Origin of the sequence: Paenibacillus sp. FSL P2-0173, assembly GCF_038008045.1 — a bacterium.
In the GTDB taxonomy this organism is placed as follows: Bacteria; Bacillota; Bacilli; order Paenibacillales; family Paenibacillaceae; genus Paenibacillus; species Paenibacillus polymyxa_B.
In genome coordinates this window covers 647418-671960 of the sequence record NZ_JBBOYK010000002.1, presented here as the reverse complement: position 1 = coordinate 671960, position 24543 = coordinate 647418, and the positions used below count along the sequence as shown (strand labels likewise).

General features: G+C 45.8%; 24 protein-coding genes. 22 read left to right on the top strand and 2 right to left on the bottom strand.

The genetic code is table 11. From position 1 onward, the window contains the following. Window positions 1-50 precede the first annotated feature (50 nt). From MKX30_RS13350 to pyk, 5 genes are all read left to right on the top strand, one after another. Window positions 51-548, top strand: a complete 498-nt coding sequence (locus tag MKX30_RS13350; RefSeq protein WP_023987905.1) for a phosphatidylglycerophosphatase A family protein — start codon at window positions 51-53, stop codon at window positions 546-548. Window positions 549-701: 153 nt separating this feature from the next. Further along, window positions 702-890 (top strand): hypothetical protein, encoded by a 189-nt coding sequence (locus tag MKX30_RS13345; protein ID WP_013309585.1) that lies wholly within the window; start codon window positions 702-704, stop codon window positions 888-890. A 180-nt stretch (window positions 891-1070) separates the two neighbouring features. Continuing rightward, the gene (gene accD / locus MKX30_RS13340; protein ID WP_013309586.1) at window positions 1071-1964 is read left to right on the top strand and encodes an acetyl-CoA carboxylase, carboxyltransferase subunit beta; all 894 of its coding nucleotides are present in this window, start codon (window positions 1071-1073) and stop codon (window positions 1962-1964) included. Continuing rightward, the gene (locus tag MKX30_RS13335; RefSeq protein ID WP_023987906.1) at window positions 1965-2948 is read left to right on the top strand and encodes an acetyl-CoA carboxylase carboxyltransferase subunit alpha; all 984 of its coding nucleotides are present in this window, start codon (window positions 1965-1967) and stop codon (window positions 2946-2948) included. A gap of 125 nt (window positions 2949-3073) precedes the next feature. After that, complete coding sequence (gene pyk, locus MKX30_RS13330) at window positions 3074-4504, top strand: pyruvate kinase (RefSeq protein ID WP_023987907.1); 1431 nt, start codon at window positions 3074-3076, stop codon at window positions 4502-4504. 98 nt (window positions 4505-4602) lie between these two features. On the opposite strand, the gene MKX30_RS13325 is transcribed toward pyk, so the two are convergent. Then, a complete protein-coding gene (locus tag MKX30_RS13325) occupies window positions 4603-5499 on the bottom strand; it encodes a LysR family transcriptional regulator (RefSeq protein ID WP_028542897.1) in 897 nt (298 codons plus the stop codon). 207 nt (window positions 5500-5706) lie between these two features. On the opposite strand from MKX30_RS13325, the gene MKX30_RS13320 reads away from it, so the two are divergent. The 7 genes from MKX30_RS13320 to MKX30_RS13290 all read left to right on the top strand — a co-directional run bounded on the left by MKX30_RS13320 (window position 5707) and on the right by MKX30_RS13290 (window position 12052). Beyond that, window positions 5707-6630, top strand: coding sequence for a phosphate ABC transporter substrate-binding protein PstS family protein (locus MKX30_RS13320; protein WP_025722004.1), 924 nt, complete (start codon window positions 5707-5709; stop codon window positions 6628-6630). A gap of 107 nt (window positions 6631-6737) precedes the next feature. After that, window positions 6738-7670, top strand: a complete 933-nt coding sequence (gene pstC / locus MKX30_RS13315) for a phosphate ABC transporter permease subunit PstC (RefSeq protein WP_013370343.1) — start codon at window positions 6738-6740, stop codon at window positions 7668-7670. Further along, a complete protein-coding gene (pstA, locus tag MKX30_RS13310; protein WP_023987910.1) occupies window positions 7670-8566 on the top strand; it encodes a phosphate ABC transporter permease PstA in 897 nt (298 codons plus the stop codon). The genes pstC and pstA overlap by 1 nt, the downstream gene beginning before the upstream one ends. A 17-nt stretch (window positions 8567-8583) precedes the next feature. Continuing rightward, window positions 8584-9426 carry a phosphate ABC transporter ATP-binding protein PstB gene (pstB, locus tag MKX30_RS13305; RefSeq protein ID WP_023987911.1) on the top strand — a complete coding sequence of 281 codons (843 nt, stop codon included), beginning with the start codon at window positions 8584-8586 and terminating at the stop codon, window positions 9424-9426. 288 nt (window positions 9427-9714) lie between these two features. Further along, a complete protein-coding gene (pelA, locus tag MKX30_RS13300; protein ID WP_028542895.1) occupies window positions 9715-11004 on the top strand; it encodes a pectate lyase in 1290 nt (429 codons plus the stop codon). 134 nt (window positions 11005-11138) lie between these two features. Beyond that, window positions 11139-11657, top strand: a complete 519-nt coding sequence (locus tag MKX30_RS13295) for an acyl-CoA thioesterase (protein ID WP_023987913.1) — start codon at window positions 11139-11141, stop codon at window positions 11655-11657. Then, the gene (locus tag MKX30_RS13290) at window positions 11654-12052 is read left to right on the top strand and encodes an FxsA family protein (protein ID WP_013309596.1); all 399 of its coding nucleotides are present in this window, start codon (window positions 11654-11656) and stop codon (window positions 12050-12052) included. The genes MKX30_RS13295 and MKX30_RS13290 overlap by 4 nt, the downstream gene beginning before the upstream one ends. 29 nt (window positions 12053-12081) lie before the next feature. On the opposite strand, the gene ytvI is transcribed toward MKX30_RS13290, so the two are convergent. Next, window positions 12082-13200: a sporulation integral membrane protein YtvI gene (ytvI, locus tag MKX30_RS13285; RefSeq protein ID WP_023987915.1), complete on the bottom strand. Its 1119-nt coding sequence runs from the start codon at window positions 13198-13200 to the stop codon at window positions 12082-12084. Window positions 13201-13545: 345 nt separating this feature from the next. Here ytvI and citZ point away from each other — a divergent pair, with 345 nt between their 5' ends. From citZ to phoU, 10 genes are all read left to right on the top strand, one after another. After that, window positions 13546-14658 (top strand): citrate synthase, encoded by a 1113-nt coding sequence (citZ, locus tag MKX30_RS13280; RefSeq protein WP_028542893.1) that lies wholly within the window; start codon window positions 13546-13548, stop codon window positions 14656-14658. A 151-nt stretch (window positions 14659-14809) separates the two neighbouring features. Beyond that, complete coding sequence (gene icd, locus MKX30_RS13275) at window positions 14810-16105, top strand: NADP-dependent isocitrate dehydrogenase (RefSeq protein ID WP_023987916.1); 1296 nt, start codon at window positions 14810-14812, stop codon at window positions 16103-16105. 16 nt (window positions 16106-16121) lie between these two features. After that, the gene (gene mdh / locus MKX30_RS13270; protein WP_028542892.1) at window positions 16122-17063 is read left to right on the top strand and encodes a malate dehydrogenase; all 942 of its coding nucleotides are present in this window, start codon (window positions 16122-16124) and stop codon (window positions 17061-17063) included. Window positions 17064-17369: 306 nt separating this feature from the next. Continuing rightward, complete coding sequence (locus MKX30_RS13265) at window positions 17370-17786, top strand: hypothetical protein (protein ID WP_023987918.1); 417 nt, start codon at window positions 17370-17372, stop codon at window positions 17784-17786. A 208-nt stretch (window positions 17787-17994) separates the two neighbouring features. Further along, window positions 17995-18864, top strand: a complete 870-nt coding sequence (locus tag MKX30_RS13260; RefSeq protein ID WP_023987919.1) for an SDR family oxidoreductase — start codon at window positions 17995-17997, stop codon at window positions 18862-18864. A 120-nt stretch (window positions 18865-18984) separates the two neighbouring features. Beyond that, window positions 18985-20787, top strand: coding sequence for a two-component system histidine kinase PnpS (gene pnpS, locus MKX30_RS13255; protein WP_028542891.1), 1803 nt, complete (start codon window positions 18985-18987; stop codon window positions 20785-20787). A 128-nt stretch (window positions 20788-20915) separates the two neighbouring features. Beyond that, a complete protein-coding gene (locus tag MKX30_RS13250) occupies window positions 20916-21647 on the top strand; it encodes a response regulator transcription factor (protein ID WP_013309604.1) in 732 nt (243 codons plus the stop codon). 159 nt (window positions 21648-21806) lie between these two features. Beyond that, window positions 21807-22931 carry a methyl-accepting chemotaxis protein gene (locus MKX30_RS13245; RefSeq protein WP_023987921.1) on the top strand — a complete coding sequence of 375 codons (1125 nt, stop codon included), beginning with the start codon at window positions 21807-21809 and terminating at the stop codon, window positions 22929-22931. A 127-nt stretch (window positions 22932-23058) separates the two neighbouring features. Continuing rightward, window positions 23059-23817: a phosphate ABC transporter ATP-binding protein PstB gene (gene pstB / locus MKX30_RS13240; protein WP_023987922.1), complete on the top strand. Its 759-nt coding sequence runs from the start codon at window positions 23059-23061 to the stop codon at window positions 23815-23817. 39 nt (window positions 23818-23856) lie between these two features. After that, window positions 23857-24516 (top strand): phosphate signaling complex protein PhoU, encoded by a 660-nt coding sequence (gene phoU / locus MKX30_RS13235; protein ID WP_023987923.1) that lies wholly within the window; start codon window positions 23857-23859, stop codon window positions 24514-24516. Window positions 24517-24543 lie beyond the last annotated feature (27 nt).

The window sequence follows — 24543 nt, the reverse complement described above, 5'->3', positions numbered from 1 at the left end:
TCCCGTACGGTGAAAGAATAGAACTGCACGGTGAAAGCGGGAGGGAAATTATGTCCTATGAATATGCAGAAACTTTGTTAAATCGCAGAGGCATTCGGATCGAGTCCATTGCGGACATTGTTTTTCAGCTTCAGCTAAAATATTATCCTCATTTGACGATGGAAGAATGTATAGACAGTGTCAAAGCGGTTTTGCAAAAGCGCGAGGTTCAATATACGTTGCTCACAGGTATTGCGCTTGATGAACTGGCCGAAAAAAAACTTCTCCCCCAGCCATTGCAAGCCATTATGGAGGCTGACGAACCGCTGTACGGAGTGGACGAGACACTGGCTCTTGGAATTACGAGTGTGTACGGTATGATCGGCTTAACCAGTTTTGGTTATCTGGATAAGGAAAAGACGGGGATTATTGAACAGCTGAACCAAAAAGGCAGTGGTATTCATGTGTTTTTAGACGATCTTGTCGCCGGACTGGCTGCCGCTGCTTCTTCGCGCATTGCACATCGGAGCCTCCATGCTAAGCATTATCCTGCATCATTGGACGCTTAATTGACCTGTGTGGACAGAGTTGATGATTTTCTAGGCCCTCCGACGGAACTTGAATGATCAGGGGGGCTTTTGTTGCGGGAAAAAAGTAAGGTATGTTATCATGAGTCTATTATATGGGCTCAAAACTTGAGGCTTAGGGGGTAGAAACAAGGCATGTGGACGGTGATTTATATTGCACCGACGGCCAGACTGGCTGACATGATTAAGCTCAAACTGTCTGAAGAAGGTTTTATGGTGCAGGCCCGGGCCATCAGCGCATCCAAGCAACAGTTTGAGATACTTGTGCCTTCGGGTGAAGTCGAAGAAATACAGGAAGTGCTTAATTCGATTTTGCGCCCTTGAGTCCGGAACGGCGGAAGTGATACAGCAGCATGAGTGGAACAAAGGATGCACGATCGGCGGTAATGTTTTAGTAACAGGCGTTGACGTGTGTATGAACATAATGCTTAGAGGTGCCGCATAGACGGCAGAGGACCTTGTATCGGTTACGGCTGACAAATAAACGGCTGGAGAGGTGTAGTTGTGTTTAAAGATTTATTCCAAAAGAAGCGTAAATACGCGACCATCCCTTCGGAACGGGCGCTGAGCGGCGATCAAGCGGACATGCCGGATCGTCCCAAACGGGAAATTCCCGAAGGTCTTATGACCAAATGTGGCAAGTGCGGAAGTATTCAATACAGCAAAGAACTAGAGAAAAATTTGAAAGTGTGTCCGGTGTGCGGATACCATATGCGTTTGAATGCAATGGATCGCATTCGCATGGTGCTCGACGAAGACACATTTACGGAATATGATGCAGATATGATTTCGGTTGACCCGCTGGACTTTCCAGGATATGCGAGCAAGCTGGAGCAACAGACCCTGAAATCTGGCTTGCGAGAGGCTGTCGTTACAGGCGACGGCCTTATTTATGGACATCCTGTTGTCGTTGCTGTGATGAGCTTTGACTTTTTTACTGGCAGTATGGGTTCGGTCGTAGGAGAGAAAATTACACGCGCCATTGAGCAAGCAATAGACAAGCGTCTGCCGCTAATTATTTTCTCAACTTCTGGCGGGGCACGTATGCAGGAAAGTATTTTAAGCTTGATGCAGATGGCCAAAACAAGTGCTGCTCTTGCTCGTCTGGATGAGCAGGGCTTGCTCTATATTTCTGTTATCACCGACCCGACTACAGGCGGAGTATCCGCCAGCTTTGCTACGCTTGGAGATATTAATATTGCGGAGCCAGGAGCTGTATTCGGCTTTGCAGGGCGTATTGTAATTGAACAGACAATCAGACAGAAGTTGCCGGATGATTTTCAAACATCCGAATTTAATTTGCAGCACGGACAATTGGATATGGTTGTACACCGCAAGGAACTGCGTGATACCCTCGGGCAACTGCTTGATCTGCACAGTGTGAAAGGGGTGGAATAGATGGCTGGTGAATTGCCTTATGAAAAGCCCCTGGTCGAGATGCGACAGAAGATCGAAGAACTCAAGCAATTCGGACAGGATAAGCAAATTGATTTTACAGATGAAATCAACCGTCTCGAGGACCGTTATCTCGAGATGGAAGAAGAAATATATTCGAACATTACAGCACCACAAAAAATGCATTTGGCTCGTCATCATCAAAGACCAACGTCTCTTGATCTGATTGAGCAGGTGTTTACGGACTTTATTGAATTACACGGCGACCGCTTGTTTGGAGACGATCTGGCGGTTGTGGGCGGAATTGCCAAGCTAAATGGTATTCCGGTGACCGTCATTGGTCAACAGCGTGGTAAGGATACGAAAGATAACATTGCACGTTTCTTTGGTAGTGCTCATCCGGAAGGATTTCGTAAAGGCTTGCGTCTGATGCAGCAGGCTGATAAATTCAAACGCCCTATTATTACATTCATTGATACGAAGGGCGCTTATCCGGGTAATACAGCAGAGGAGAGAGGTCAATCGGAAGCGATTGCCCGCAACTTGCGGGAGATGGCAAAGCTTTCGGTGCCTGTTATTTGTGTGGTCATCGGCGAGGGTGGAAGCGGCGGTGCGCTTGCGTTTGCAGTTGGTAACCGTGTGCTGATGCTGGAACATGCCATTTATTCGGCCATTTCTCCAAACGGTGCTGCCTCGATTCTATGGAAAGATGCTTCCAAGGCCGATCAGGCAGCTGAAGCCATGAAGATCACGGCTAATGACCTCCTGCGCATGGAAATTATCGAGGATATTGTGCCGGAGCCGAAAGGGGGCGCGCATCGTAACTATGAAGTGACCGCTGCCGCAATCAAGGAGCTATTGGAACGTCATTTGGCAGACCTTACGAATATGAGCTGCGATGAATTGAGGGAAGATCGGTATCAAAAATTCCGAAAAATAGGTCAATACACCTTCTTGAAGTCTTCGGAATCTGAGCCTATGTTGTAATACGCTGTAAACGGGTAACAATAAATATGACGAACTTCCTATACAAATAGGAAAAAGTGTAGTAGATTTAATTGTTGGAAAAAGATATAAAGAGTAGCACCTTTGAAAACGGAGGAAAAACCCAAATGCGCAAAACTAAGATTGTATGTACCATCGGTCCTTCCAGTGAGTCATTGGAAAATGTGAAGAAACTGATTTTGGCTGGTATGAACGTAGCCCGCCTGAATTTCTCTCACGGTGATTTCGAGGAGCATGGCAACCGGATTAAAAACATCCGTCAAGCTTGTAAGGAGCTTAACAAGAACGTTGCTATTTTGCTCGATACGAAGGGGCCGGAAATCCGGACAGGAAAGCTCGAAGTTGAACCTATTGAGCTTGTTCAGGACGAGTTCATTACGCTGACAACGGAAGAAATTCTCGGTACGCAAGATCGTATTTCTATTACGTACAAAGATCTTCCCTCGGACGTGGAGCCCGGCTCCACCATTCTGATCGACGATGGTCTGATCGGACTCACCGTTATTGAAGTATCAGGCACTGAAATCAAATGCCGCATTGTTAATGGCGGAACGATCAAGAGCAAGAAGGGCGTTAACGTTCCAGGCGTCGCTATTTCTTTGCCTGGTATTACGGAAAAAGATGCTAATGATATCATTTTCGGTATTGAGCAGGACATTGATTTCATCGCGGCTTCTTTTGTTCGTAAAGCAAGTGATGTGCTGGAAATCCGCGAATTGCTGGCGAAACACAACGCAAGTCATATTCAAATCATCTCCAAAATAGAAAATCAGCAAGGTGTTGACAACCTGGATGAAATTTTGGAAGCTTCGGATGGCCTGATGGTTGCTCGTGGTGACCTCGGTGTGGAAATTCCTGCTGAAGAAGTGCCTCTGGCGCAAAAATTGATGATTAACAAATGTAATGTTGCTGGCAAGCCTGTTATTACGGCAACACAAATGCTGGATTCCATGCAACGTAACCCGCGTCCGACTCGTGCGGAAGCAAGTGACGTGGCGAATGCTATTTTTGACGGAACAGACGCAATTATGCTGTCCGGCGAAACAGCTGCGGGTAAATATCCGGTAGAATCCGTATTGACGATGTCACGTATTGCAGAAAAAGCTGAGTCTTCTCTGAACTACCGTGATTTGTTCAAAAAACAAAGAACGGCTCAAGAAATTAGTATTACAGAAGCAATCAGCCAATCCGTTTCTATTTCTGCGCTTGACCTGCATGCCAAAGCGATCCTGACGTCCACACAAAGCGGAACAACGGCGCGTATGATTTCTAAATACCGTCCTGAAGCTCCGATTGTTGCTGTTACAACACAGGAAAGAACAGTTCGCCGTTTGGCTCTGATCTGGGGTGTACATGCAGTACAAGGCAGACCAGTCGTTGACACAACAGATAGTCTGTTTGACAATGCGCTGGAAGGCGGTCGCAAATCTGGCCTCGTTAAAGAGGGCGATTTGGTTGTGATTACTGCGGGCGTACCTCTTGGTGATTCCGGTTCTACGAACCTGATCAAAATTAGCTGCGTTCCAGCACAAGCGTAATTAAAGTCTCGAAATAATACCGAGGCTGTATGTATTCGTTACAACAAGTAAAAGAGCATTCAAGTCAATAAGACTTGGATGCTCTTTTTTTATGTTCTCTAGCTTTTTATTTCCAGTCCTTCTCGTCGTATGAAATCAAGGAATGCCTGTTGCGTCAAGTTCATGTGTGTATCTTGTTGGTACACGATGTTTATTTGATAATGACTCCTTTTGTTATCAGCCTCGGGATAAGGAAGCCATTCCACCGAGGGAACAGCATTTTCATTATTATCGACTCCACTTGCAGGAAAGAAGGCAAGCGCTTCTCCGCCGCTTACGACTTGCTTTACCGCTTCCCAAGAGTTGATCTCCAGATGAGGCTTAACTAGCGAGGAATACTGATCTACAACTGATGAACCGCTATATTTTACCCATGTGTGCTTGTCCAGCATATCGGGTCCATCGAACTCCTCTGATATGGATGCAGGTGCAAGTGCAGATGCAGAACGGATAACTCCTACTTGATCTGAAGCCACTGGCTCTGCCACCGTATACTCTGAAAGAGAATCTCTATCGTCGAGAAAAGCAAAATCAATTTCTCCCTGTTTCAGTAGCTGCTTAATGGCATCCGGGGATTGAATCTCCAACTGAATACGACAATCTGGATATCGTTGAGCAAACTTAGCCATCAAAGTGGGGAGGAGATACGTACCTGATATCGACTCTGCACTCAGATGTAATTGACTCTGTGACTCTTCTGTCAGTTCATCTACAGCTTGTCTAGCTTCTTGCTCCAGAGAGATGATCTGTTTTGCGTAAGGTAATAATTTTTTTCCAGCTTCCGTTAGCATAATCCTGCCTTGTTGAAGAGAGAATAGGGAAACACCCATTTCCTTTTCCAAGCTTTTCATATGAAAGCTGACGGTAGGTTGTTTGACTTGCAAAGCTTCGGCCACATCCGTCGCCTTATGGAATTTGTCGATCAGCATCAAGATACGCAATTTTAGAATATTCATGGAATCCAGCAGCTCTCCTTATATGTCATTCATATGTGAATTTCAAACTATAGATTAATTATATACCGAAAAAAAATTTATCTATCAATATTTTATATTTGTTTTACAAAACCACGTCGTTCGTCTAACATTCCAGGCCTACAATGTAAAAGTGTTGATGGTCATAAATAAAAAACCGTCACTTAACTAAGGGGAGGACAATAAAAAATGTTGAAAAAATGGCCGTTCATTCTGATGACTCTCACCATGGTATTTGCACTTGCAGCTTGCGGATCAGGTAACAATGCTGCACCACAAGGAGAAGCTGCTACAGGAACAGACAATAAAGCAGCTGCTGAACTGACAGGAAATATTCTGGCTGTTGGCTCCACTGCACTTCAACCATTGGTAGAGCAAGCGGGACAAAAATTTATGGCTGTCGATAAATATAAAGGCATTGCAGTTCAAGTACAGGGCGGCGGTAGCGGTACTGGCTTGACTCAAGTTTCCGGCGGACAAGCGGACATCGGTAACTCCGACGTGTTTGCAAAAGAAAAACTGGAGAGCGGCGCAGATGAACTGGTCGATCACCAAGTAGCTGTTGTAGCCATGTCAGCGGTAGCGAATCCTAAAGTAGGCGTTACAGACCTGAAAAAAGATCAATTGGTACAAATCTTTACAGGTAAAATCACGAACTGGAAAGAAGTTGGCGGTGCAGATCAAAAAATCGTTATCGTAAACCGTCCAAGCAGCTCCGGTACTCGTGCAACATTTGAAAAATACGCATTGGGACAAAAAACGGAAGATCTGCCGGGCTCCATTCAAGAAGATTCCTCCGGTACTGTGAAAAAACTGATTGCTGAAACACCGGGTGCGATTGGTTATCTGGCTCTGTCCTACATCGACAACACAGTAACTACTTTGAAATACGATGGCGTTGAAGCTAACGTTGAAAATGTAGAACAAGGTAAATATCCAGTATGGGCTTACGAGCATATGTACACTAAAGGTGAGCCAAAAGAGCATGTGAAAGCATTCCTTGACTACATTCTGTCAGATGAAATCCAAAAAACGGATGTCGTAGACTTGGGATACATTCCAGTAGCAGGTATGCAAGTGAAACGTGATGCTGACGGTAATATCACGAAATAAGGAGAGTCACACCTCCTGTTCGATGAACGCAGCTAACGCGAGTATATTCACGAAGAAGAGGCGGACTAGCGTCCTGCCTCTATTCTTCGGTTAAAAGGAGTTACAGTATGGAACCAATTGAAGGGAAGGCATACATGGAACAGAATAAACGATCCCGAGTTATGAAAGAAAGACATTACTGGGAAGAATGGACCGGCCGCATATATACGTCGGTTTGTGTCGTTTTTTTAGTTGCAGTCATTGTCTCCATCGTATATTTTGTTGCCTCCAAAGGTGTAGCTACATTTGCGGTGAATGGAGTCAGTCTGCGAGAGTTTTTCTTTGGAACCAAATGGAGCCCGGATGGCGAGCCTAAGTCCTTCGGAGCGCTTCCGTTTATTACGGGTTCTTTTGCAGTAACCATACTGGCGGCTTTAATTGCCAGTCCGCTCAGCTTATGTGCGGCTTTATTTATGACGGAAATCGTGCCGAAATCGGGTAAACGTATCCTTCAACCCGCGATTGAATTATTATCTGGTATTCCGTCGGTTGTATATGGCTTTGTCGGCTTGACCGTCATCGTCCCGCTGCTGCGGAACGTGTTTGGAGGACAAGGCATTGGCATTCTGGCAGGCTGCCTAGTGTTGTCAGTCATGATTTTGCCGACGATTACGAGTATTATGGCGGATGCGTTGTCTTCCTTACCGGGGGGGCTGCGTGAATCCTCTTATGCTTTGGGTGCTACCCGCTGGCAGACAATTGCCCGTGTTATTATTCCGACGCTGCTGCCTGCTCTTTTAACAGGAATTATTCTCGGTATGGCTCGTGCCTTCGGGGAAGCGTTGGCTGTACAGATGGTAATCGGGAATGCTCCGCACATACCGCATTCCTTGCTGGAATCCGCTTCGACCTTGACCAGCGTCATTACACTTAGCATGGGGAATACAGCGATGGGCTCCGTTCATAACAATGCTCTCTGGAGCATGGCGCTTGTTCTTCTGCTCATGACATTCATTTTCGTGCTGCTGGTAAGGCTGCTTGAAAGGAGAAACCGGGTTTGATGAAAGCTAAAACGACCGACAAGATCGCTACATTTGTAATCTGTTTCTTCGCCTTGTTCATTGTTGCGCTTTTGGTGGGATTACTGGGCTTCATTTTGGCCCGCGGAGTCAGTCATATTTCTTTTGACTTTTTAACCAGTGCTCCCCAAACATTACGTGCAGGCGGTGGCATTGGCCCACAACTATTTAATTCCGTATTTTTGTTAATCTTAACTTTGATTATCACCATTCCGATTGGCTGGGGCGCAGGTATTTACATGGCGCAATATGCAAAGCCGGGGAAAATTACGGACTTTATACGACTTGTCGTCGAAGTATTGTCCTCCTTCCCGTCTATCGTCATCGGATTGTTTGGACTACTACTTATCGTAAATACGTTTGATTTTGGCTTTTCCCTCTTATCAGGAGCCTTGGCTTTGGCCGTATTCAACCTGCCGCTGATGGTTCGCACAACTGAGCAGGCTTTCCGAGCTGTGCCGAAGGAGCAAAAGGAAGCTGGACTCGCGCTTGGATTATCCAAGTGGAAAATCATCACCTCCATTTTGTTGCCAGCTGCGCTGCCAAGCTTGATTACGGGTACGATTTTGGCCGCAGGCCGTATTTTCGGGGAAGCCGCCGCACTGCTGTTTACAGCAGGGATGAGTACGCCGCCGCTTGATTTTACCGATTGGAATCCATTGCATGCCAGATCGCCTATTAACCCGATGCGACCTGCTGAAACATTGGCTGTTCATATTTGGAAGGTCAACAGTGAGGGGATTGCTCCTGACTCCAAAGATATTGCTGCAGGCGCTTCTGCCGTACTGGTGCTGCTTGTGCTTGCATTCAACTTGAGTGCAAGATGGTTCGGAAGAGTTGTATACCGCCGTCTGACAGCTGCCAAACGTATGGATTAGAAAGGGGATGGAGAACAATGGAACATGTGATTACGCGAACGGCAAAAACCGCCGCACCAGCAACATCCGTTCAGTCTACGCGTTCGGAACAGCTTGCGGGGCAACCGCCGCATCCGTTCAGTACTGAGGATTTGAGTATTTATTATGGCAGCTTTGAGGCTGTGAAAAAAGTGAATCTGGCCTTTCCCGAGCAGACTGTGACTGCCCTGATCGGGCCTTCCGGCTGCGGTAAATCGACCTTTTTGCGCTCCCTTAATCGAATGAATGATGAGATTGCATCTTCCTCTACAACAGGTCACATCTGGATGGATGGACAGGATTTGACAGCACCGGAAACGGACGTGATCAAGCTGCGTCAGCAAATTGGCATGGTGTGGCAGCGTCCCAACCCTTTTTACAAATCTATTTACAATAATATCGCCTTCGGTCCCAAATACCGTGGGGTGCGTAAGAAGAAACAGCTTGATGAAATCGTCGAAAGTAGCCTGCGTAAAGCAGCATTATGGGATGAGGTCAAGGATCGCCTTCATGACTCCGCTCTGGCGCTGTCTGGCGGGCAACAGCAGCGGCTTTGCATTGCACGTGCACTATCCGTTCAACCGAAAATTCTATTGCTTGACGAGCCAGCCTCCGCGCTGGACCCTGTGTCTACAGGCAAGGTAGAAGAGCTCATTACCGAATTAAAAAAAGAACTGCGCATCGTTATTGTGACGCACAATATGCAGCAGGCTGCACGAATTTCCGATTATACTGCTTATTTTTATATCGGAAGTCTGGTTGAACATGGGAAAACGAACGATATTTTCACGAATCCTGAAAATGAGCTGACTCAGGAGTACATCATGGGTCGATTTGGTTAAGCGATGTTGCTCATCGACCTACTATATATTAGCTGCACGTAAAATCCTCTTACTAATCCAGCATTAGTAAGAGGATTTTTATTGTTTTCAACGTTTTGTAACTTTTTTAATCTATTAGTAAATTAAAATATATTGATCGTTTGGATATATTTTCATATAATACAACTAACTATTTATCATGCATAAATAGTGGTTCAGTTCCCTTCGCTATCAAAAAGAATCTTCAGCAAGAATATATAGGGTTAAACTGAACGCAATTACCCAACTCAAAATAAGGGAGAGGTTCAAATGAAGAAGAAGATGTGTCCAACCGTAAAGATGATAGCGCTCTCAAGTTTGGCGATTACAGTAACGTCAGGACTCCTAAGTCCCTCATGGGCTGCGGCACAGGAGATGGTGCCGGCTACATATGATTCAGGACGTGAATCGGCGACTGCTTCTTATGAGCTTACCACAGATTCAGCTGTGGGACGGGACGTTTATGGTGACGGTGTAAATTCAGGTGTTTTGGATCGTGAGCAATTATTTGGGCTGTCGGCTGTGACGAAGCCAACCGCTGTTGTGAATACAGACAGCCTCCTGAACAAAATGCGCGACTTTAGCAAGTTCTCTACGGGGAATACATCCAAGGATACTACACTTGCCTTAAATATTGTATCCTGGCAATTACCACATGGCGGATTCTTCAAAGCTATGGAAAAGAATTATAAATCCAAATGGGATGGCAAAACTGCACGCTCCACATGGAAGAGCAAGGATGGTGTTGAGCTCGGAACGTTCGATAACGAGGCCACGACAACCGAGATTCGCTTTTTGGCGGATGTATACAAAAAAACAAAAAATAAAGACATTAAGAACAGTGTACAAAAAGCAATTGACTTCGTTTTAACCTCTCAGTATTCCTCCGGTGGCTGGCCGCAAGTATACCCTAAACGTGGTAATTATTCCGATGCTGTAACTTATAATGATGATGCGATGGTTAGAGTTATGGTTTTGGCTGACGATATTGTGAACAAGAAGCAGCCGTTTGATAGCGATATTTTGGACGATGCATCTCGCTCCAGACTTCAGCAAGCGCTAAACAAAGGTATCCAGTACACAATTAAGTCTCAAATTGTAAATAATGGTACACCGACAATCTGGGGTGCACAGCACGATCCGGCTACTTATGCATCTGTTGAAGCCCGGGCATTTGAGCTACCTTCCAAAACAACTACGGAATCAGTAGGCATTACTGCTTTTCTCATGTCCCAGCCGCAAACCGCTGAAGTGAAAAAAGCGGCTCAGAGCGCTTTGAAATGGTTCGACGCGAACCGAATCGACGGTATCAAATACAATCGTCAAGGTCCGGAGTTTTTTCAAAAGGATGCATCGAGCGTAATGTGGTATCGTTTCTATAATGTGGAAGACAATAAGTATTTCTTTTCAGACCGGGATGGGAAAAAGTATACCGACATCATGAAAATTAGTGAGGAAAGACGACTTGGTTACGCCTGGGCGGGAAGCCAGGCTAAGAGTTTGCTTAAGCTGGCTTCGGATAGCGGATATTATAAACTGTCCAAGCCGTTGCCACAATAATAAAGGCATTATTATATATGATTTGCGAGGGTGGACCGGTCGGTCTGCCCTCTTTTTGTTCCTGGGCTGTAAATATGGTTTAATGGAGAGAGGGCAAAATAGAGATAAAGATGCACAAAGATAGGAGAGCTTGTATGACTCAAGAGGAGAAACAAACGGAATTACGCTGGTATGGCGCACCGCTACGTGTCCGTTATCAGGAAAGCGACCAGATGGGGGTCGTATATCATGCAAATTATTTGAACTGGTTTGAGATCGGGCGTACCGAAATGATCCGGCAGGCGGGCTTTAACTATCGGAGCATGGAGGAACGAGGAGTCTTGCTGCCAGTTATTGAAATCAATGCGAAATATGCGAGTCCTGCTCGATATGATGATTTAATTACCATTTATACGGCAATTACGGACTTCTCTAGACTACGTCTAAACTATACCTATGAGGTTCGACGGGTAACGGACGATGAGCATCAAAGGTATCTGGGAAAGGTATGGACCCAGGCAGACACGCTACCGGGAGAACTGCTTGTCACAGGGATGACACGTCATGTATGGTTGAACACCGAATGGAAGCCTGTTCGACTAGATCAGGCGCTACCTGAGCTGTACACTGCATTAAGGTTTGCTTTTACAGGCGGGGAGGGGCAGAAGTCATGATGATGCGTAAACGTCTATGGCTGTTGCTGCTGCTCATTCCTTTGGCGGAGCTGTACGGGTTTATATGGGTAAGTCATTGGATTGGAGCGGGCAAAACGATTTTACTCATCATTCTGACGACCCTAATCGGGGCTGCCATGATGCAATTTGAAGGTCGTAAGGTGATTGCCGATGCGAAAAATGAAATGAACCGGGGGCAAATGCCCGGCCGTAAAATGCTGGATGGATTATGTGTCTTTTTCGGTGGGAGCTTGCTGCTTATCCCCGGATTTTTAACAGATATTATTGGTTTTACGTTGGTATTCCCTTTAACACGAGCGTTGTACCGACGCTTTTTATTGAAGTGGCTGGAGAAAAAAATGAAAAACGGCAGTATTACGTTTCGGCGATTTTGACGTGAGCTGCCGTTTTTCCTATCCATGATCTAGCGGACTCTTCCAGCGAGAATATAGTTGCGCAAGTCCTGAATGACATTCGCGCGATTCAGTGCATCAACGACAATCAGTGATACAGGTCCGATAATTAGTCCTAAAACGCCAAACAGCTTGAGCCCGATGAACATACCGATGAGGGTGGGAAGCGGGTTCAAGCCCACGCTGCTGGCCAGCACCTTAGGCTCCACGATCTGTCGTCCAATCAACAGGATGATATAAAGGATCGACAATCCTACCCCTAGTGCCAAATTACCAGACATATACGCATACAGTATCCACGGAATCATCACAATGCCAACCCCCAAATAAGGTAGCAAGTCCACTAGCCCGATCATCAAACCGATGGTAAAGGCGGATTCCACACGCAATATGAACAGCCCAACAATGACTGTTAATGCCGTAATGGAGATAATAATAAACTGTGCACGCAAATAGCCGTACAGTGCTTTACGCAGATCGTGCCATATATCCGACAATGGTTTGCGAATCGTATCAGGAACCGTATTTGAGAGCATCCGACTATGTCGGTCCCAGTCCTTACTAATAAAAAAGGCTGCTAATACAATAACCATTAGAACTGCTCCCATATTAGGCAGAGAGGTTAGCAAGTTCAAAACTCCATTAAAAAATTGAGCGACTAGCGTAGTGACAGCCGAACTCACGGTTTGAGTTGTCTTATCAATATTACTGTTAATGGTATGTTGGTAATCCGGATTATCCCGGATAAAATGGTTAATTTCAATAATTACATTTTGAATCAAATCGCTTTGTGTCCAATCGATAAACAGACTTTTAAAACGCTCAATATGTCCGTCGAAAGTCATGGCCAACTTTATAACTTCTCGGACCATGCGGGTGATTGCCGCAGATAGGATAATTGCAATTCCACCTAAATATACAAATAATGAGACCGTGACAGCCGTCCAACGCGGCATACGGGCTTTGTTACGCAGAAAACTAACCAGTGGATTCATGGCATAAGCCACAAGCCAGGCGAATAGGAAAGGATAGATGAGAGGGAAAAGCGCATATATGCCCAGTAACAGAGCTACAATCACGATTGCCACCCATAGAGCACGAAATATGCGATTCAGGATTAACCGGCTCAAGCTCTCACGGCTCCTTTCTTTTGCGATAGTTTTTCATAAAATAAATGCTCTACTATACATATGCGGGAAAGGGGGGAGACAAGACCTGTGTAAAAAAGTGCAAATGAATCAATAATTTTTGTAAGGGGTTTCAAAAAATTCTTTATGGAAGCGATAAAACATTTGAATGTGTTGGAATAGCCCTCAATGTTCACATAAACGACAAAATCCAGTATAGTGAAAGAAGGTTTAAATATTGACATATGGCGTTAACATTACTCAGCTATTTAAAAGACATATCTTACTTTTGAAAATGTTTACATTGCAAGTCCGTTCACAATGTTTTTACAAAGGAGAGATGTAACGATGACAGCGACTAAAGGTCTGGAAGGGATCGTAGCGACCACTTCCTCCATAAGCTCTATCGTAGATGGCGTTCTCACGTACCGGGGTTATAACATTGATGATTTGGCTGTTAACGCCGATTTTGAAGAGGTAGCTTATTTGTTGTGGTTTGGAAAATTACCTGATAAAGAGCAATTGCAGGAGCTTCGCAACCAGTTAAGCGAATACGCTGCTATTCCGGATGAAATTGTTACTCAATTAAAGTTATACCCGAAAAATTTGAGCACGATGGCTGCCTTGAGGTCAGCCGTATCGTCTCTCGCTTTGTATGACCCAGAGGCGGATGATATGTCGAGAGAGTCTAATGTGACTAAAACCGTCAAGCTTCAGGCGCAATTGCCCACCATTGTGGCAGCGATAGCACGTATACGCGAGGGCTTGGAGCCGATTGCGCCTAAAAAAGGTATTTCCATCGCTGAAAACTTTTTGTATCAGCTGACTGGCAAGGATCCAGAGGAGACGGCTATTAAAGCGTTCAATCAGGCTCTTGTGCTGCACGCCGATCATGAATTAAATGCTTCTACCTTTGCTGCGCGTGTAACGGTAGCCACATTGTCGGATATTTATTCCGGAATCACATCTGCTATTGGAGCTTTAAAAGGACCACTGCATGGTGGGGCCAATGAGGCTGTGGCCAAAACGCTGGAGGAGATTGGTGGTTTGGATCAGGTGGACTCCTATATTCAGGCGAAACTGGATAACCGCGAAAAAATTATGGGCTTTGGACACCGAGTCTATAAAAACGGTGATCCGCGTGCCAAGCACTTGCACAAAATGTCCCGCGAGCTGGGGGAAATGAACGGTGACACAACGTTGTTTGATATGTCAGTTCGAATTGAAGGAATTGTAACAGGGCAAAAAGGCTTGAAGCCCAATGTGGATTTTTATTCTGCCTCTGTGTATACCCAACTGGGTATCAAGAGAGACCTGTTTACACCTATTTTTGCTGTGAGTCGTGTATCTGGATGGACCGCACACATTTTAGAGCAGTATGAAAATAACCGCCTGATTCGTCCTCGCGCCGAATATACAGGTCCAATGGATCAAAAATATGTATCACCAGAGTTGCGCTAACCCCTTGTCGAAGGAAGATTGAGGTTGTATACCCTGAATTTAAAAAATAAGGTACAATAGAGGGGACGACGAGAGATGTACGTTTTTGTCAGTGATAAAGATCATGTCTTTCGTCCTGTACCCATTCATATCTGAGGAGGAAAAGGAACTTATGGCGAAATTTGAAAAGTTTGAGCTCCCAACTGAAGGCGAAAAAATTACGATTGATAACGGTCAACTACAGGTTCCGAACCATCCGGTAATTCCGTTTATCGAAGGTGACGGCACGGGTCGCGACATCTGGAAAGCTTCCAAACGCGTACTGGACGCAGCTGTAGAAAAAGCATATAACGGCAGCAAAAAGATTGCCTGGTATGAAGTATTCGCTGGTGAGAAAGCTTTCAATACATACGGCGAATGGCTCCCTAACGATACTTTGGAAGCCATCCGTGAGTATATTGTAGCCATCAAAGGACCACTTACGACACCTATTGGCGGTGGTATTCGTTCGTTGAATGTGGCATTGCGTCAAGAACTGGATTTATACGTATGTCTGCGTCCTGTTCGTTATTTTAACGGTGTTCCTTCTCCAGTGAAACGTCCTGAATTGGTAGACATGGTTATTTTCCGTGAGAACACAGAAGATATTTACGCGGGGATCGAGTATGCTGAAGGGTCCGAAGACGTGAAAAAGGTTATTCAGTTCCTCCAACAAGAGCTGGGTGTGAACAAAATCCGTTTCCCTGAAACCTCTGGTATTGGCATTAAGCCAGTTTCTTCCGAGGGTTCAAAGCGTCTGGTGCGGGCTGCCATTCAGTATGCTGTTGACCACGGACGCAAGAGTGTAACGCTCGTACACAAAGGTAACATTATGAAATTTACCGAGGGTGCCTTCAAAAACTGGGGTTATGAAGTGGCTGAGGAAGAATTTGCAGATAAAGTATTTACTTGGGCCCAATATGATGTAATCAAGGAAAAAGACGGTGAGGATGCGGCGAATGCAGCTCAAAAAGCAGCTGAAGATGCAGGCAAAATCATTATCAAGGATGCGATTGCTGATATTGCACTTCAGCAAGTACTGACTCGTCCTTCTGAATTTGATGTGATTGCTACGCTCAACCTGAACGGGGACTATCTGTCCGATGCTCTTGCTGCCCAAGTTGGTGGAATTGGTATTGCGCCAGGTGCGAACATTAACTATGTAACAGGGCATGCTATCTTTGAAGCTACACATGGTACAGCTCCAAAATACGCCGACAAAGACGTAGTGAACCCTGGTTCCGTAATTCTGTCGGGCGTAATGTTGCTTGAACACTTGGGTTGGCAAGAAGCGGCTGACCTGATTTACAAAGGGCTGGAGACGTCCATTAATAAGAAGATTGTAACTTATGACTTTGCTCGTCTGATGGATGGTGCTACACAAGTGAAATGCTCCGAGTTCGCAGATACCATTATTAGTAACCTGTAAGGAAGGGGAATACCACTTGTCCATTCAACGTAAAAAAATATCCATTGTTGGCGCCGGTTTTACCGGTGCCACTACCGCATTGCTGCTGGCTCAAAAGGAGCTAGGTGATATCGTACTCATCGATATTCCGCAACTAGAGAATCCGACCAAAGGCAAGGCGCTTGATATTTTGGAGGCCGGTCCGGTACAGGGATTTGACAGCCAGATCACGGGCACTTCCAATTACGAGGATGCAGCTAACTCGGATATCGTCATTATTACAGCCGGGATTGCACGCAAGCCGGGTATGAGCCGTGATGATTTGGTAAATACGAACGCAGGAATTGTAAAATCCGTTTGTGAGAACGTGAAGAAGTATGCGCCGGATTCTATCGTCATTATTCTGAGTAATCCGGTAGATGCTATGACCTATACTGCCTATCAAACGCTTGGGTTCCCGAAAAATCGGGTTATTGGCCAATCAGGTGTGCTGGATACAGCGCGATATTGTACCTTTATTGCACAAGAACTGAACGTTTCTGTCGAAGACGTGCGCGGCTTCGTTATGGGTGGTCACGGTGATGATATGGTGCCCCTGGTACGCTATTCCAGCGTTGGAGGTATACCTATCGAAACCCTGATTTCGCAGGAACGTATCGAAGCAATCGTACAACGTACACGCGGCGGTGGCGGAGAGATCGTTAATCTGTTGGGTAATGGTAGCGCATATTATGCTCCGGCAGCTTCGCTTGCACAAATGACAGAAGCGATTGTAAAAGATAAAAAACGGATTATTCCGGTCATTGCATACCTGGAGGGAGAGTACGGCTATCAGGATTTATTCCTTGGCGTACCGACACTTCTTGGCGGCAATGGCATCGAAAAAGTGTTCGAGTTGGAATTGACAGCCGAAGAAAAAGCAGCGCTCGATCAATCCGCCGAATCGGTCCGCAGTGTGATTAAAATAGTTACCGTATAGATTCAATTTTCTACTAAGACGGTATACTTTTACTTGAAGAGGTGTCCCCAAGCCATAGTCATGGCCGCTGGACACCTCTTTTACTTTTAAGTAATCTATTCGTTTTCTTCTGTATTCCTTTGCTTTGACCCACTTCCCCGGTATAATAGAGTTCATATGTATTGATAGTTACATGAGGATTTTGCAAAATCCTGACATAGAAAAGCATGTCCCAAAACACTGAAAAGATGGTAGTCATTCGTTGGAATATGATCGTTCTATGGAAAAAAAGTTTGTAAGAAAACAAAGAAATGGAGGTTGTAAAGAATGTTTTTTATTCACATTATTGGATCACTGGCAATGGGTTTTTATTTATTGCTCCCCTTCGTTGTGGGCAAAATCGACAAATTGGCTCCTAGCGTGCAGGAGGGAACGATATCGGCTGTTCAGCTATTGAACCGTTTGGCTCAATTTGCACTGATCCTTGTGCTTGTTAGCGGTATCTATATGATTTTTCCCTGGGGTTCTTATTCGGTAGCATGGATCGTTGTCGTTTTGCTGTTGTTTCTCGCCATTTCTGGTATCGCGGGAGCCATGGGTAAGCCGTTACGGCTGTCGCTGGAAGCGATTCGTAGCCAACAGCCTATTACGCAATACGCTGGCAAAATGCGAATGTTCAGTACGCTGCTTGCCGTCTTCCTGATTTTAATTACGTTTTTAATGGTATACAGCCATATTATTTAATTATGCATTTGGTGAGAGCCTGTAATCGAATGATGACAAATGCTAAATTGAAAAAACGGTCTGTGCTGAATAAGCATAGGTCGTTTTTTTGTGCGCTCAAATAACTACATTTTTCGTTTAACGAATAACTTTGTGTGGTAAATCAGGAGTAGAGAGGATGCAAATGTTGCATCCTAAAAAATATCTGATTTTGAAGGGAGAATGTACAATGCCTAAAAGTAACCAACCTCAGCAAACCTTGCCCCCACAGCATCAGGACCAGCAACCGGGGATTGAGTCCAAAATGTCGCCTGCACCCCAGTTTGAAAAACCAACTTACAAAGCTGCTGGCAAGCTAACAGGTAAAGTTGCACTTATTACTGGTGGAGACAGTGGAATTGGACGGGCTGTAGCTGTCACGTATGCCAAAGAAGGTGCGGACGTAGCTATCATTTACTTGAATGAACACAAGGACGCGGAAGAAACAAAACGTCAGGTAGAGCAGGAGGGACGCAAATGTGTGTTGATTCCTGGCGATATCGGAGATGACCAATTTGCCAAAAAAGCGGTTCAACAGACGGTTCACGAGCTGGGCAAGCTCGACATCGTTGTGAACAATGCGGCAGAGCAGCATCCACAGCAAAAACTGGAGGATATTACCAAAGAACAGTTGGAGCGTACTTTCCGTACGAATATTTTTGGTATGTTCTTCCTGACGCAAGCAGCATTGCCGCATTTGAAGAAAGGAAGCACTATCGTCAACACAACATCAATTACCGCGTACGCTGGGAACAAGACACTCATTGATTATTCATCGACGAAAGGGGCAATCACATCCTTTACTCGTTCCCTTTCACTCAATTTGGCGGATCAAGGTATTCGGGTGAACGCTGTAGCACCAGGGCCAATCTGGACGCCGTTAATCCCGTCCACATTTGATGCCAAGACGGTCAGCGAGTTTGGAGGAGCACAGCCAATGAAGCGTCCGGGTCAGCCGGAAGAATTGGCGCCAGCCTATGTGTACCTTGCTTCAGACGATTCTTCATATGTAAGCGGGCAGGTTATTCATATCAACGGCGGTGAAGTTATAAACGGATAAGAGGATAAAGGAAAGGCTGGGGGCGTGTTATGCCCTAGCCTTTTTTTCTTTTCACAGTGGAACATAATGAAGGTAGCCTGTAGAATGAGACTTAACTTACATAAAGGATGGGCATATTTTATGAAATCGTTTCGTTTCAGGCTTACCCTGATCATGCTGATTTTGATTGGCGTATCTGTCCTTGCTGCTGGAATCACGATGGGACAAATTTTTAAAAATTCGAATATGAAGGTGCTAGAGGAGAACATGGGACGGGAGATTGACCTGCTTCGCGCTACATTCCCTTTTGTTAATGCAGATGCCCTGTCCAGTACGGATTATGTCTCTTATTATTCTCAAAAGGCGAAGGAAATTGCCCGTCTGACGGAATCGCGGGTGACCTTCATTCGCAAGGACGGGACGGTGGTTGGCGATTCGTTAAGTGATCCTCGTAAGATGGAAAACCACGCATCTCGTGATGAAATACGGCAAGCCACGGCGGAAGGAATCGGTCGGACAATACGCTACAGCGAAACTCTGCAACGAAACATGCTATACGTCGCTGAACCTGTTGTATCGGACAAGGGCTTTGATGGGTATATCCGTTTGTCTATGAGCCTGAAAGCGGTGGAGGAGGGAGTACGGCGTGGCTGGACGGCCATCGGGATTGGTCTTGTGTTGCTGTTTATTGCTGCTGGACTGGTGAGCTATCGTATTGCTCGCAGCCTCACCTCGCCCATTGAACATATTACAGGGGTAGCCAACCGCATATCAGGGCTGGATTATGACGCAAGAGTCGGTGTACAGCGCCGGGATGAGGTAGGGCAACTGGGTGAAGCCATTAATCGTATGGCTGACAGTCTCCAAAACCAAATGAAAACGATACGCGACAATGAGGATCTACTCCAGAGCGTCATGAGTAATATGACAGGCGGAATTCTAATGATTGATGCAAGTGAGTGTATTGCGCTTGTAAACCGTGAGTCTGAGCGAATGCTTGGTGTCGTGGGTAAACGGGTGACGGACAAGCCGTATCATGAGTTGAAAAAGCACTATGAGCTCACAAAGCTAATTGAGGGCAGCATACAAAGCAGAGAGAGGTTGCATGGTGAGGTTCATTTGTACAATCCCGAGGAGAGACTCGTGTTGCTGGACGGTGTCCCGATGTATGAGGATGAAGGCGGATACCGCGGGATGCTGTTCCTTTTACAGGATATTACGGCCATTCGACGGTTGGAAAATATGCGGAGTGAATTTGTGGCTAACGTTTCTCATGAGCTAAAAACACCGATTGCCGCGGTCAAGGGCTTTGCCGAGACGTTACTCGGTGGCGGGGTTAAAGATGAAGAAACGGCCCGCTCATTTTTGCAAATTATATATGATGAAAGCGAACGATTGAATCGGCTGATCGGTGACATTCTGGAGCTATCCAAAATTGAATCCAAGCGTTCTCCGCTGGATTGCTCGCCGGTGCACGTTTCGTCGTTCATAGATTCATTGCTGGAAAAACTGAACAATGTTGCGGCCAAAAAAAGAATTACGCTACACATGGATATCCCGGATGAGTTGTTTATGGAGGCAGATGAAGATAAGCTTCAGCAGATTTTCTTGAACCTTTTGTCTAATGGCATCAACTATACACTTGATGGTGGCAAGGTAAAGATTAAGGTTCTAACGATACAGCGGGAGAATGACACGGAAAAGGTCGTATTTACAGTCAGTGATACAGGTATTGGAATTCCGAAGAAGGACCTGCCACGTATCTTTGAGCGCTTTTACCGGGTGGACAAAGGACGCTCGCGCAACTCTGGCGGAACGGGGCTGGGATTGTCGATCGTCAAACACTTGGTCGATTTGCATCATGGCACCCTTTCGGTGGAAAGTGAGCTTGGATTGGGTACCACGTTTACAGTTGAATTACCACTATTGCAACAGGAAGAATGAACTAGAACATTTTTTACATTCTGTTAACAATGCCGTGATAAAATAAACGGGTGTCGCATGAGTATGGAAAAGGTTTCAGGATTTTGACCAATGCGCCTTTAACAGGTAAACAGGAGATGAAGTTATTTATGGGACAACGCTTGCTGGTTATTGAGGATGAACCAACGCTTGCCAGATTGCTATCCTACAATTTGATACAAGAAGGCTTCGAAGTGGACACGGAGGATCATGGCAGTGCCGGGTTTGAGAAAGCCTCCAGAGAGTCCTACGATTTGATCCTGCTGGATTTGATGTTGCCGGGAATGAACGGACTGGACATTCTGAGCAGACTTCGCCATCAGGGGCTGACGACGCCTATCATTATTTTAACGGCCAAAAACGGTGAAGCAGAGGTTGTTCAAGGGCTGAAGTCGGGTGCGGATGATTACATCACGAAGCCTTTTGGCGTTTCTGAGCTGTTGGCCCGCGTGACGGCTGTGCTGCGAAGAACTTCCGGCGGGGATGAAGGAGTGTTGTCTGATCAGAAAGATAGCTCCAAAATTCAATTGGGCGAGCTGGAGATTTACCCCGAAAAATATGAAGTCATTCTTGGAGGTCAGTCCATCAGCCTCAGACCAAAGGAATTTGAGGTACTTCTTTATTTGTCCCGCAAGCCGGGTGTGGTATTGACCCGAGATGATCTGATGAATGCTGTTTGGGGTTTTGACTACATTGGCGGTCAACGGACCGTGGATGTGCACGTCAGTTCCTTACGTAAAAAGCTGGAGCTAGATCCCGACTCGGTTCATATTGATTCGATCCGTGGAGTGGGGTACAAGCTGGTTGTAAATAAAAAAAGAAGCGCTTCTCATTTATTATAAATGAGGAGCGTTTTTCTTTATCTATGGCAGTGTCCGGCGACTTTTGTGTCCATTTCGTGATTTTACATTTCATTAACAAAACTGATCGCTAGAATCAACAAATGACCGATATGATGTTCCCGTCACTCCAAGTAGTTAAAAAAAGGGGACTTCAGAACGATGATAACGGAACCAAAGACCCAGCCGAGTTCCACTGCCGTGATTGAACGTGAAGCATACAAGCCGATTACTACCTATGTGCCATGCCGGGAGGTTCCGATCATTGGTACGGACATGTCTTGTAAAGAACTGTTAGCACTTATGAAAACACAGGAAGATATACCTTGTGTTATTGTTGTGGATAAAAATGATCTTCCACTGGGCATTATTATGAGAGATGCGTACAATCGCCATTTTACGGGCAGATTTGCTGCGGCGTTGTTCTATGACAAGCCTGCGGCCATATTTGCCGACCCCGATACATTAATTGTGGATTTAAAAAGCCGGGCATCGGATATTGTGGAATTGGCGATGTTGCGTGAAGAACAGCGTTTTTACGATTGTGTGTTGATTAAGGAAGGCACACGATTACTCGGCGTACTCACGATTCGTGATATCCTGTCCGTCGTGCAGCGAATGCAAAGAGAAGCGGACGAAGAGCGGGGCGATGTGATTCGGCATAGCTATGACGGAGTCCAGCGTATTCAGCTGACTGTGCTGGATGCAGCTAAAGAGGCCGATGACAGTGTGCGGCTAACCCGCTCAATGAGTGAATTATCCCGCCGTGGCAAAGTAGAATTGGAGGATGTTTTGCTCTCCTATCGTGCGGTCACGGAGCAAATGAAGCGCCAGCATGAGCAGATGACGGCGTTGACCCAATCGCTGAATGACATTGCGGGCATGGCCTCATCCATTCGTGCACTGGCAGATCAAAGCGGACTGCTGGCGATCAATGCGTCCATTGAAGCGGCGCATGCTGGCGAACACGGACGAGGCTTCCAGATTGTGTCTCAGGAGGTGAGGAATATGTCACTCCAGACGAAAGCTTTTTCCACGCAGATTACAGGCTTACTCACCCATATCGAGCAGATGCTGCGTGACACTGCTGAACTGACGGATACGAGTATGCAGCAGATTCATACAGGCTCTCAATATATTTCTGCTGGAACACAAACTTTTGCCAAACTATTGCAGGCTGTCGATGAAATTGAAGCCAAAAACAGCGAAATGTCCCATTCCGCAGAGGAAGCGGCTTTGAATGCAGCCGAAATTGCACAGGAGCTTGAGCTCATGCTAAGTTCTTGATCATTTTACATACCGTTAACAAATCCACCACACTAAATTTACACACAGCTTATATAATCTTCATATTGTGCAAATCAGGTGCAATGCTTGAGGATCATAACTGCAACACGAAGGAGATCATAAATCCATGAATGATTCCGTAATCCGGATTGATAAGCTGAATTTATATTATGAGAAATTTCACGCGCTGAAACATATAAACCTCGATATTCCTGAAAAAACGGTAACTGCCTTTATCGGCCCGTCCGGCTGCGGCAAATCGACCCTGCTGCGTACGCTGAACCGGATGAATGACATGATACCGGGAACGCGTATTGAAGGCACCGTGAGTATCGCAGGTCAGGATATATACGGCGATACTATGGAAGTAGAAACTCTGCGTAAGCAGGTAGGAATGGTTTTTCAACAGCCTAACCCATTTCCCAAATCAATTTATGATAACGTGGCCTACGGCCCACGTCTGCATGGAGTTCGGCAAAAGGACAAGTTGGACGAATTGGTCGAGCAAAGCCTGCGGCAGGCGGCACTCTGGGAAGAGGTCAAGGACTTTCTGAAGCGTTCAGCTCTGAGCTTGTCCGGTGGACAACAGCAGCGGTTGTGCATTGCCCGGGCGCTTGCCGTACAGCCAGATATTTTACTGATGGACGAGGCGACATCTGCGCTAGATCCGATCTCCACGATGAAAATTGAAGAACTGGTTCAGGAATTGCGAGACACATATACCATCGTCATGGTGACGCATAACATGCATCAGGCAGCGCGTGTGTCCGGTCGAACTGCGTTCTTTTTAAATGGTGTTGTGGTGGAAGCGGCGGATACAGAGACGATGTTTTCCACGCCGCAAGATTCACGTACAGAAGATTATATTTCAGGGCGATTTGGCTAAAGCCTACCAGATGAATATGCCAGAAGGGGTGACTTCGAAATGATACGTAGAAAAGGTTTTGATGAAGGGTTAGATGAGCTGAGAGCCGTACTGCGCGAAATGGGTGCACACGTTTCGAAGGCGCTCGATCAGGCCATTGAATGTTTGCAGACCAAAAATATAGAATTGGCTCAGCAGGTGGTCAAAAATGATGCATCCCTCAATACGCTGGAAGAGAATATTCTCGATATGGGTTCCAAGCTCATTATTACCCAGCAACCGGTAGCGAAGGATTTGCGCCGGATCATTGTTGCATTTAAAATTTCCAGTGATCTGGAACGAATGGGCGATTTGGCACTTGATATTGCCAAGGTGACACTTCGTTTGGAAGGGCAGCAGATCATTAAGCCTCTGGTGGATATTCCGCACATGGCTTCCATTGTTAAAGAAATGATAGATGATGCGATCAAATCCTATTTGGATGAAAATACAGATCTGGCCTACAAAATGGCCAAAGAGGATGATCGTGTGGATTCCATGTATAGCCACATGATCAGCGATCTGTACGCCTTTATGGTAGAAAAGCCGGCAGAGGCTTCACAAGCCATGCTGCAACTGCTTGTAGGACGATACATTGAACGAATTGGTGACCATGCTACGAATATCGGTGAAAGTACTGTATATCTCGTGACAGGGGAGAGACCAGATTTGAACCAGTAGAGCTTTCAGGTATATAGCGGTTGTTTC

What these genes read in the sequence shown, in the direction of transcription:
- pstC (WP_013370343.1), top strand. Translation starts at nt 6,738, where the DNA reads ATGGAACCAATTGAAGGGAAGGCATACATGGAACAGAATAAACGATCC.
- MKX30_RS13260 (WP_023987919.1), top strand. Translation starts at nt 17,995, where the DNA reads ATGCCTAAAAGTAACCAACCTCAGCAAACCTTGCCCCCACAGCATCAG.
- MKX30_RS13320 (WP_025722004.1), top strand. Translation starts at nt 5,707, where the DNA reads ATGTTGAAAAAATGGCCGTTCATTCTGATGACTCTCACCATGGTATTT.
- icd (WP_023987916.1), top strand. Translation starts at nt 14,810, where the DNA reads ATGGCGAAATTTGAAAAGTTTGAGCTCCCAACTGAAGGCGAAAAAATT.
- MKX30_RS13245 (WP_023987921.1), top strand. Translation starts at nt 21,807, where the DNA reads ATGATAACGGAACCAAAGACCCAGCCGAGTTCCACTGCCGTGATTGAA.
- pstB (WP_023987911.1), top strand. Translation starts at nt 8,584, where the DNA reads ATGGAACATGTGATTACGCGAACGGCAAAAACCGCCGCACCAGCAACA.
- MKX30_RS13250 (WP_013309604.1), top strand. Translation starts at nt 20,916, where the DNA reads ATGGGACAACGCTTGCTGGTTATTGAGGATGAACCAACGCTTGCCAGA.
- pnpS (WP_028542891.1), top strand. Translation starts at nt 18,985, where the DNA reads ATGAAATCGTTTCGTTTCAGGCTTACCCTGATCATGCTGATTTTGATT.
- citZ (WP_028542893.1), top strand. Translation starts at nt 13,546, where the DNA reads ATGACAGCGACTAAAGGTCTGGAAGGGATCGTAGCGACCACTTCCTCC.
- MKX30_RS13335 (WP_023987906.1), top strand. Translation starts at nt 1,965, where the DNA reads ATGGCTGGTGAATTGCCTTATGAAAAGCCCCTGGTCGAGATGCGACAG.
- MKX30_RS13265 (WP_023987918.1), top strand. Translation starts at nt 17,370, where the DNA reads ATGTTTTTTATTCACATTATTGGATCACTGGCAATGGGTTTTTATTTA.
- pstA (WP_023987910.1), top strand. Translation starts at nt 7,670, where the DNA reads ATGAAAGCTAAAACGACCGACAAGATCGCTACATTTGTAATCTGTTTC.
- MKX30_RS13350 (WP_023987905.1), top strand. Translation starts at nt 51, where the DNA reads ATGTCCTATGAATATGCAGAAACTTTGTTAAATCGCAGAGGCATTCGG.
- phoU (WP_023987923.1), top strand. Translation starts at nt 23,857, where the DNA reads ATGATACGTAGAAAAGGTTTTGATGAAGGGTTAGATGAGCTGAGAGCC.
- MKX30_RS13290 (WP_013309596.1), top strand. Translation starts at nt 11,654, where the DNA reads ATGATGATGCGTAAACGTCTATGGCTGTTGCTGCTGCTCATTCCTTTG.
- MKX30_RS13325 (WP_028542897.1), bottom strand. Translation starts at nt 5,499, where the DNA reads ATGAATATTCTAAAATTGCGTATCTTGATGCTGATCGACAAATTCCAT.
- MKX30_RS13345 (WP_013309585.1), top strand. Translation starts at nt 702, where the DNA reads ATGTGGACGGTGATTTATATTGCACCGACGGCCAGACTGGCTGACATG.
- pyk (WP_023987907.1), top strand. Translation starts at nt 3,074, where the DNA reads ATGCGCAAAACTAAGATTGTATGTACCATCGGTCCTTCCAGTGAGTCA.
- MKX30_RS13295 (WP_023987913.1), top strand. Translation starts at nt 11,139, where the DNA reads ATGACTCAAGAGGAGAAACAAACGGAATTACGCTGGTATGGCGCACCG.
- pelA (WP_028542895.1), top strand. Translation starts at nt 9,715, where the DNA reads ATGAAGAAGAAGATGTGTCCAACCGTAAAGATGATAGCGCTCTCAAGT.
- pstB (WP_023987922.1), top strand. Translation starts at nt 23,059, where the DNA reads ATGAATGATTCCGTAATCCGGATTGATAAGCTGAATTTATATTATGAG.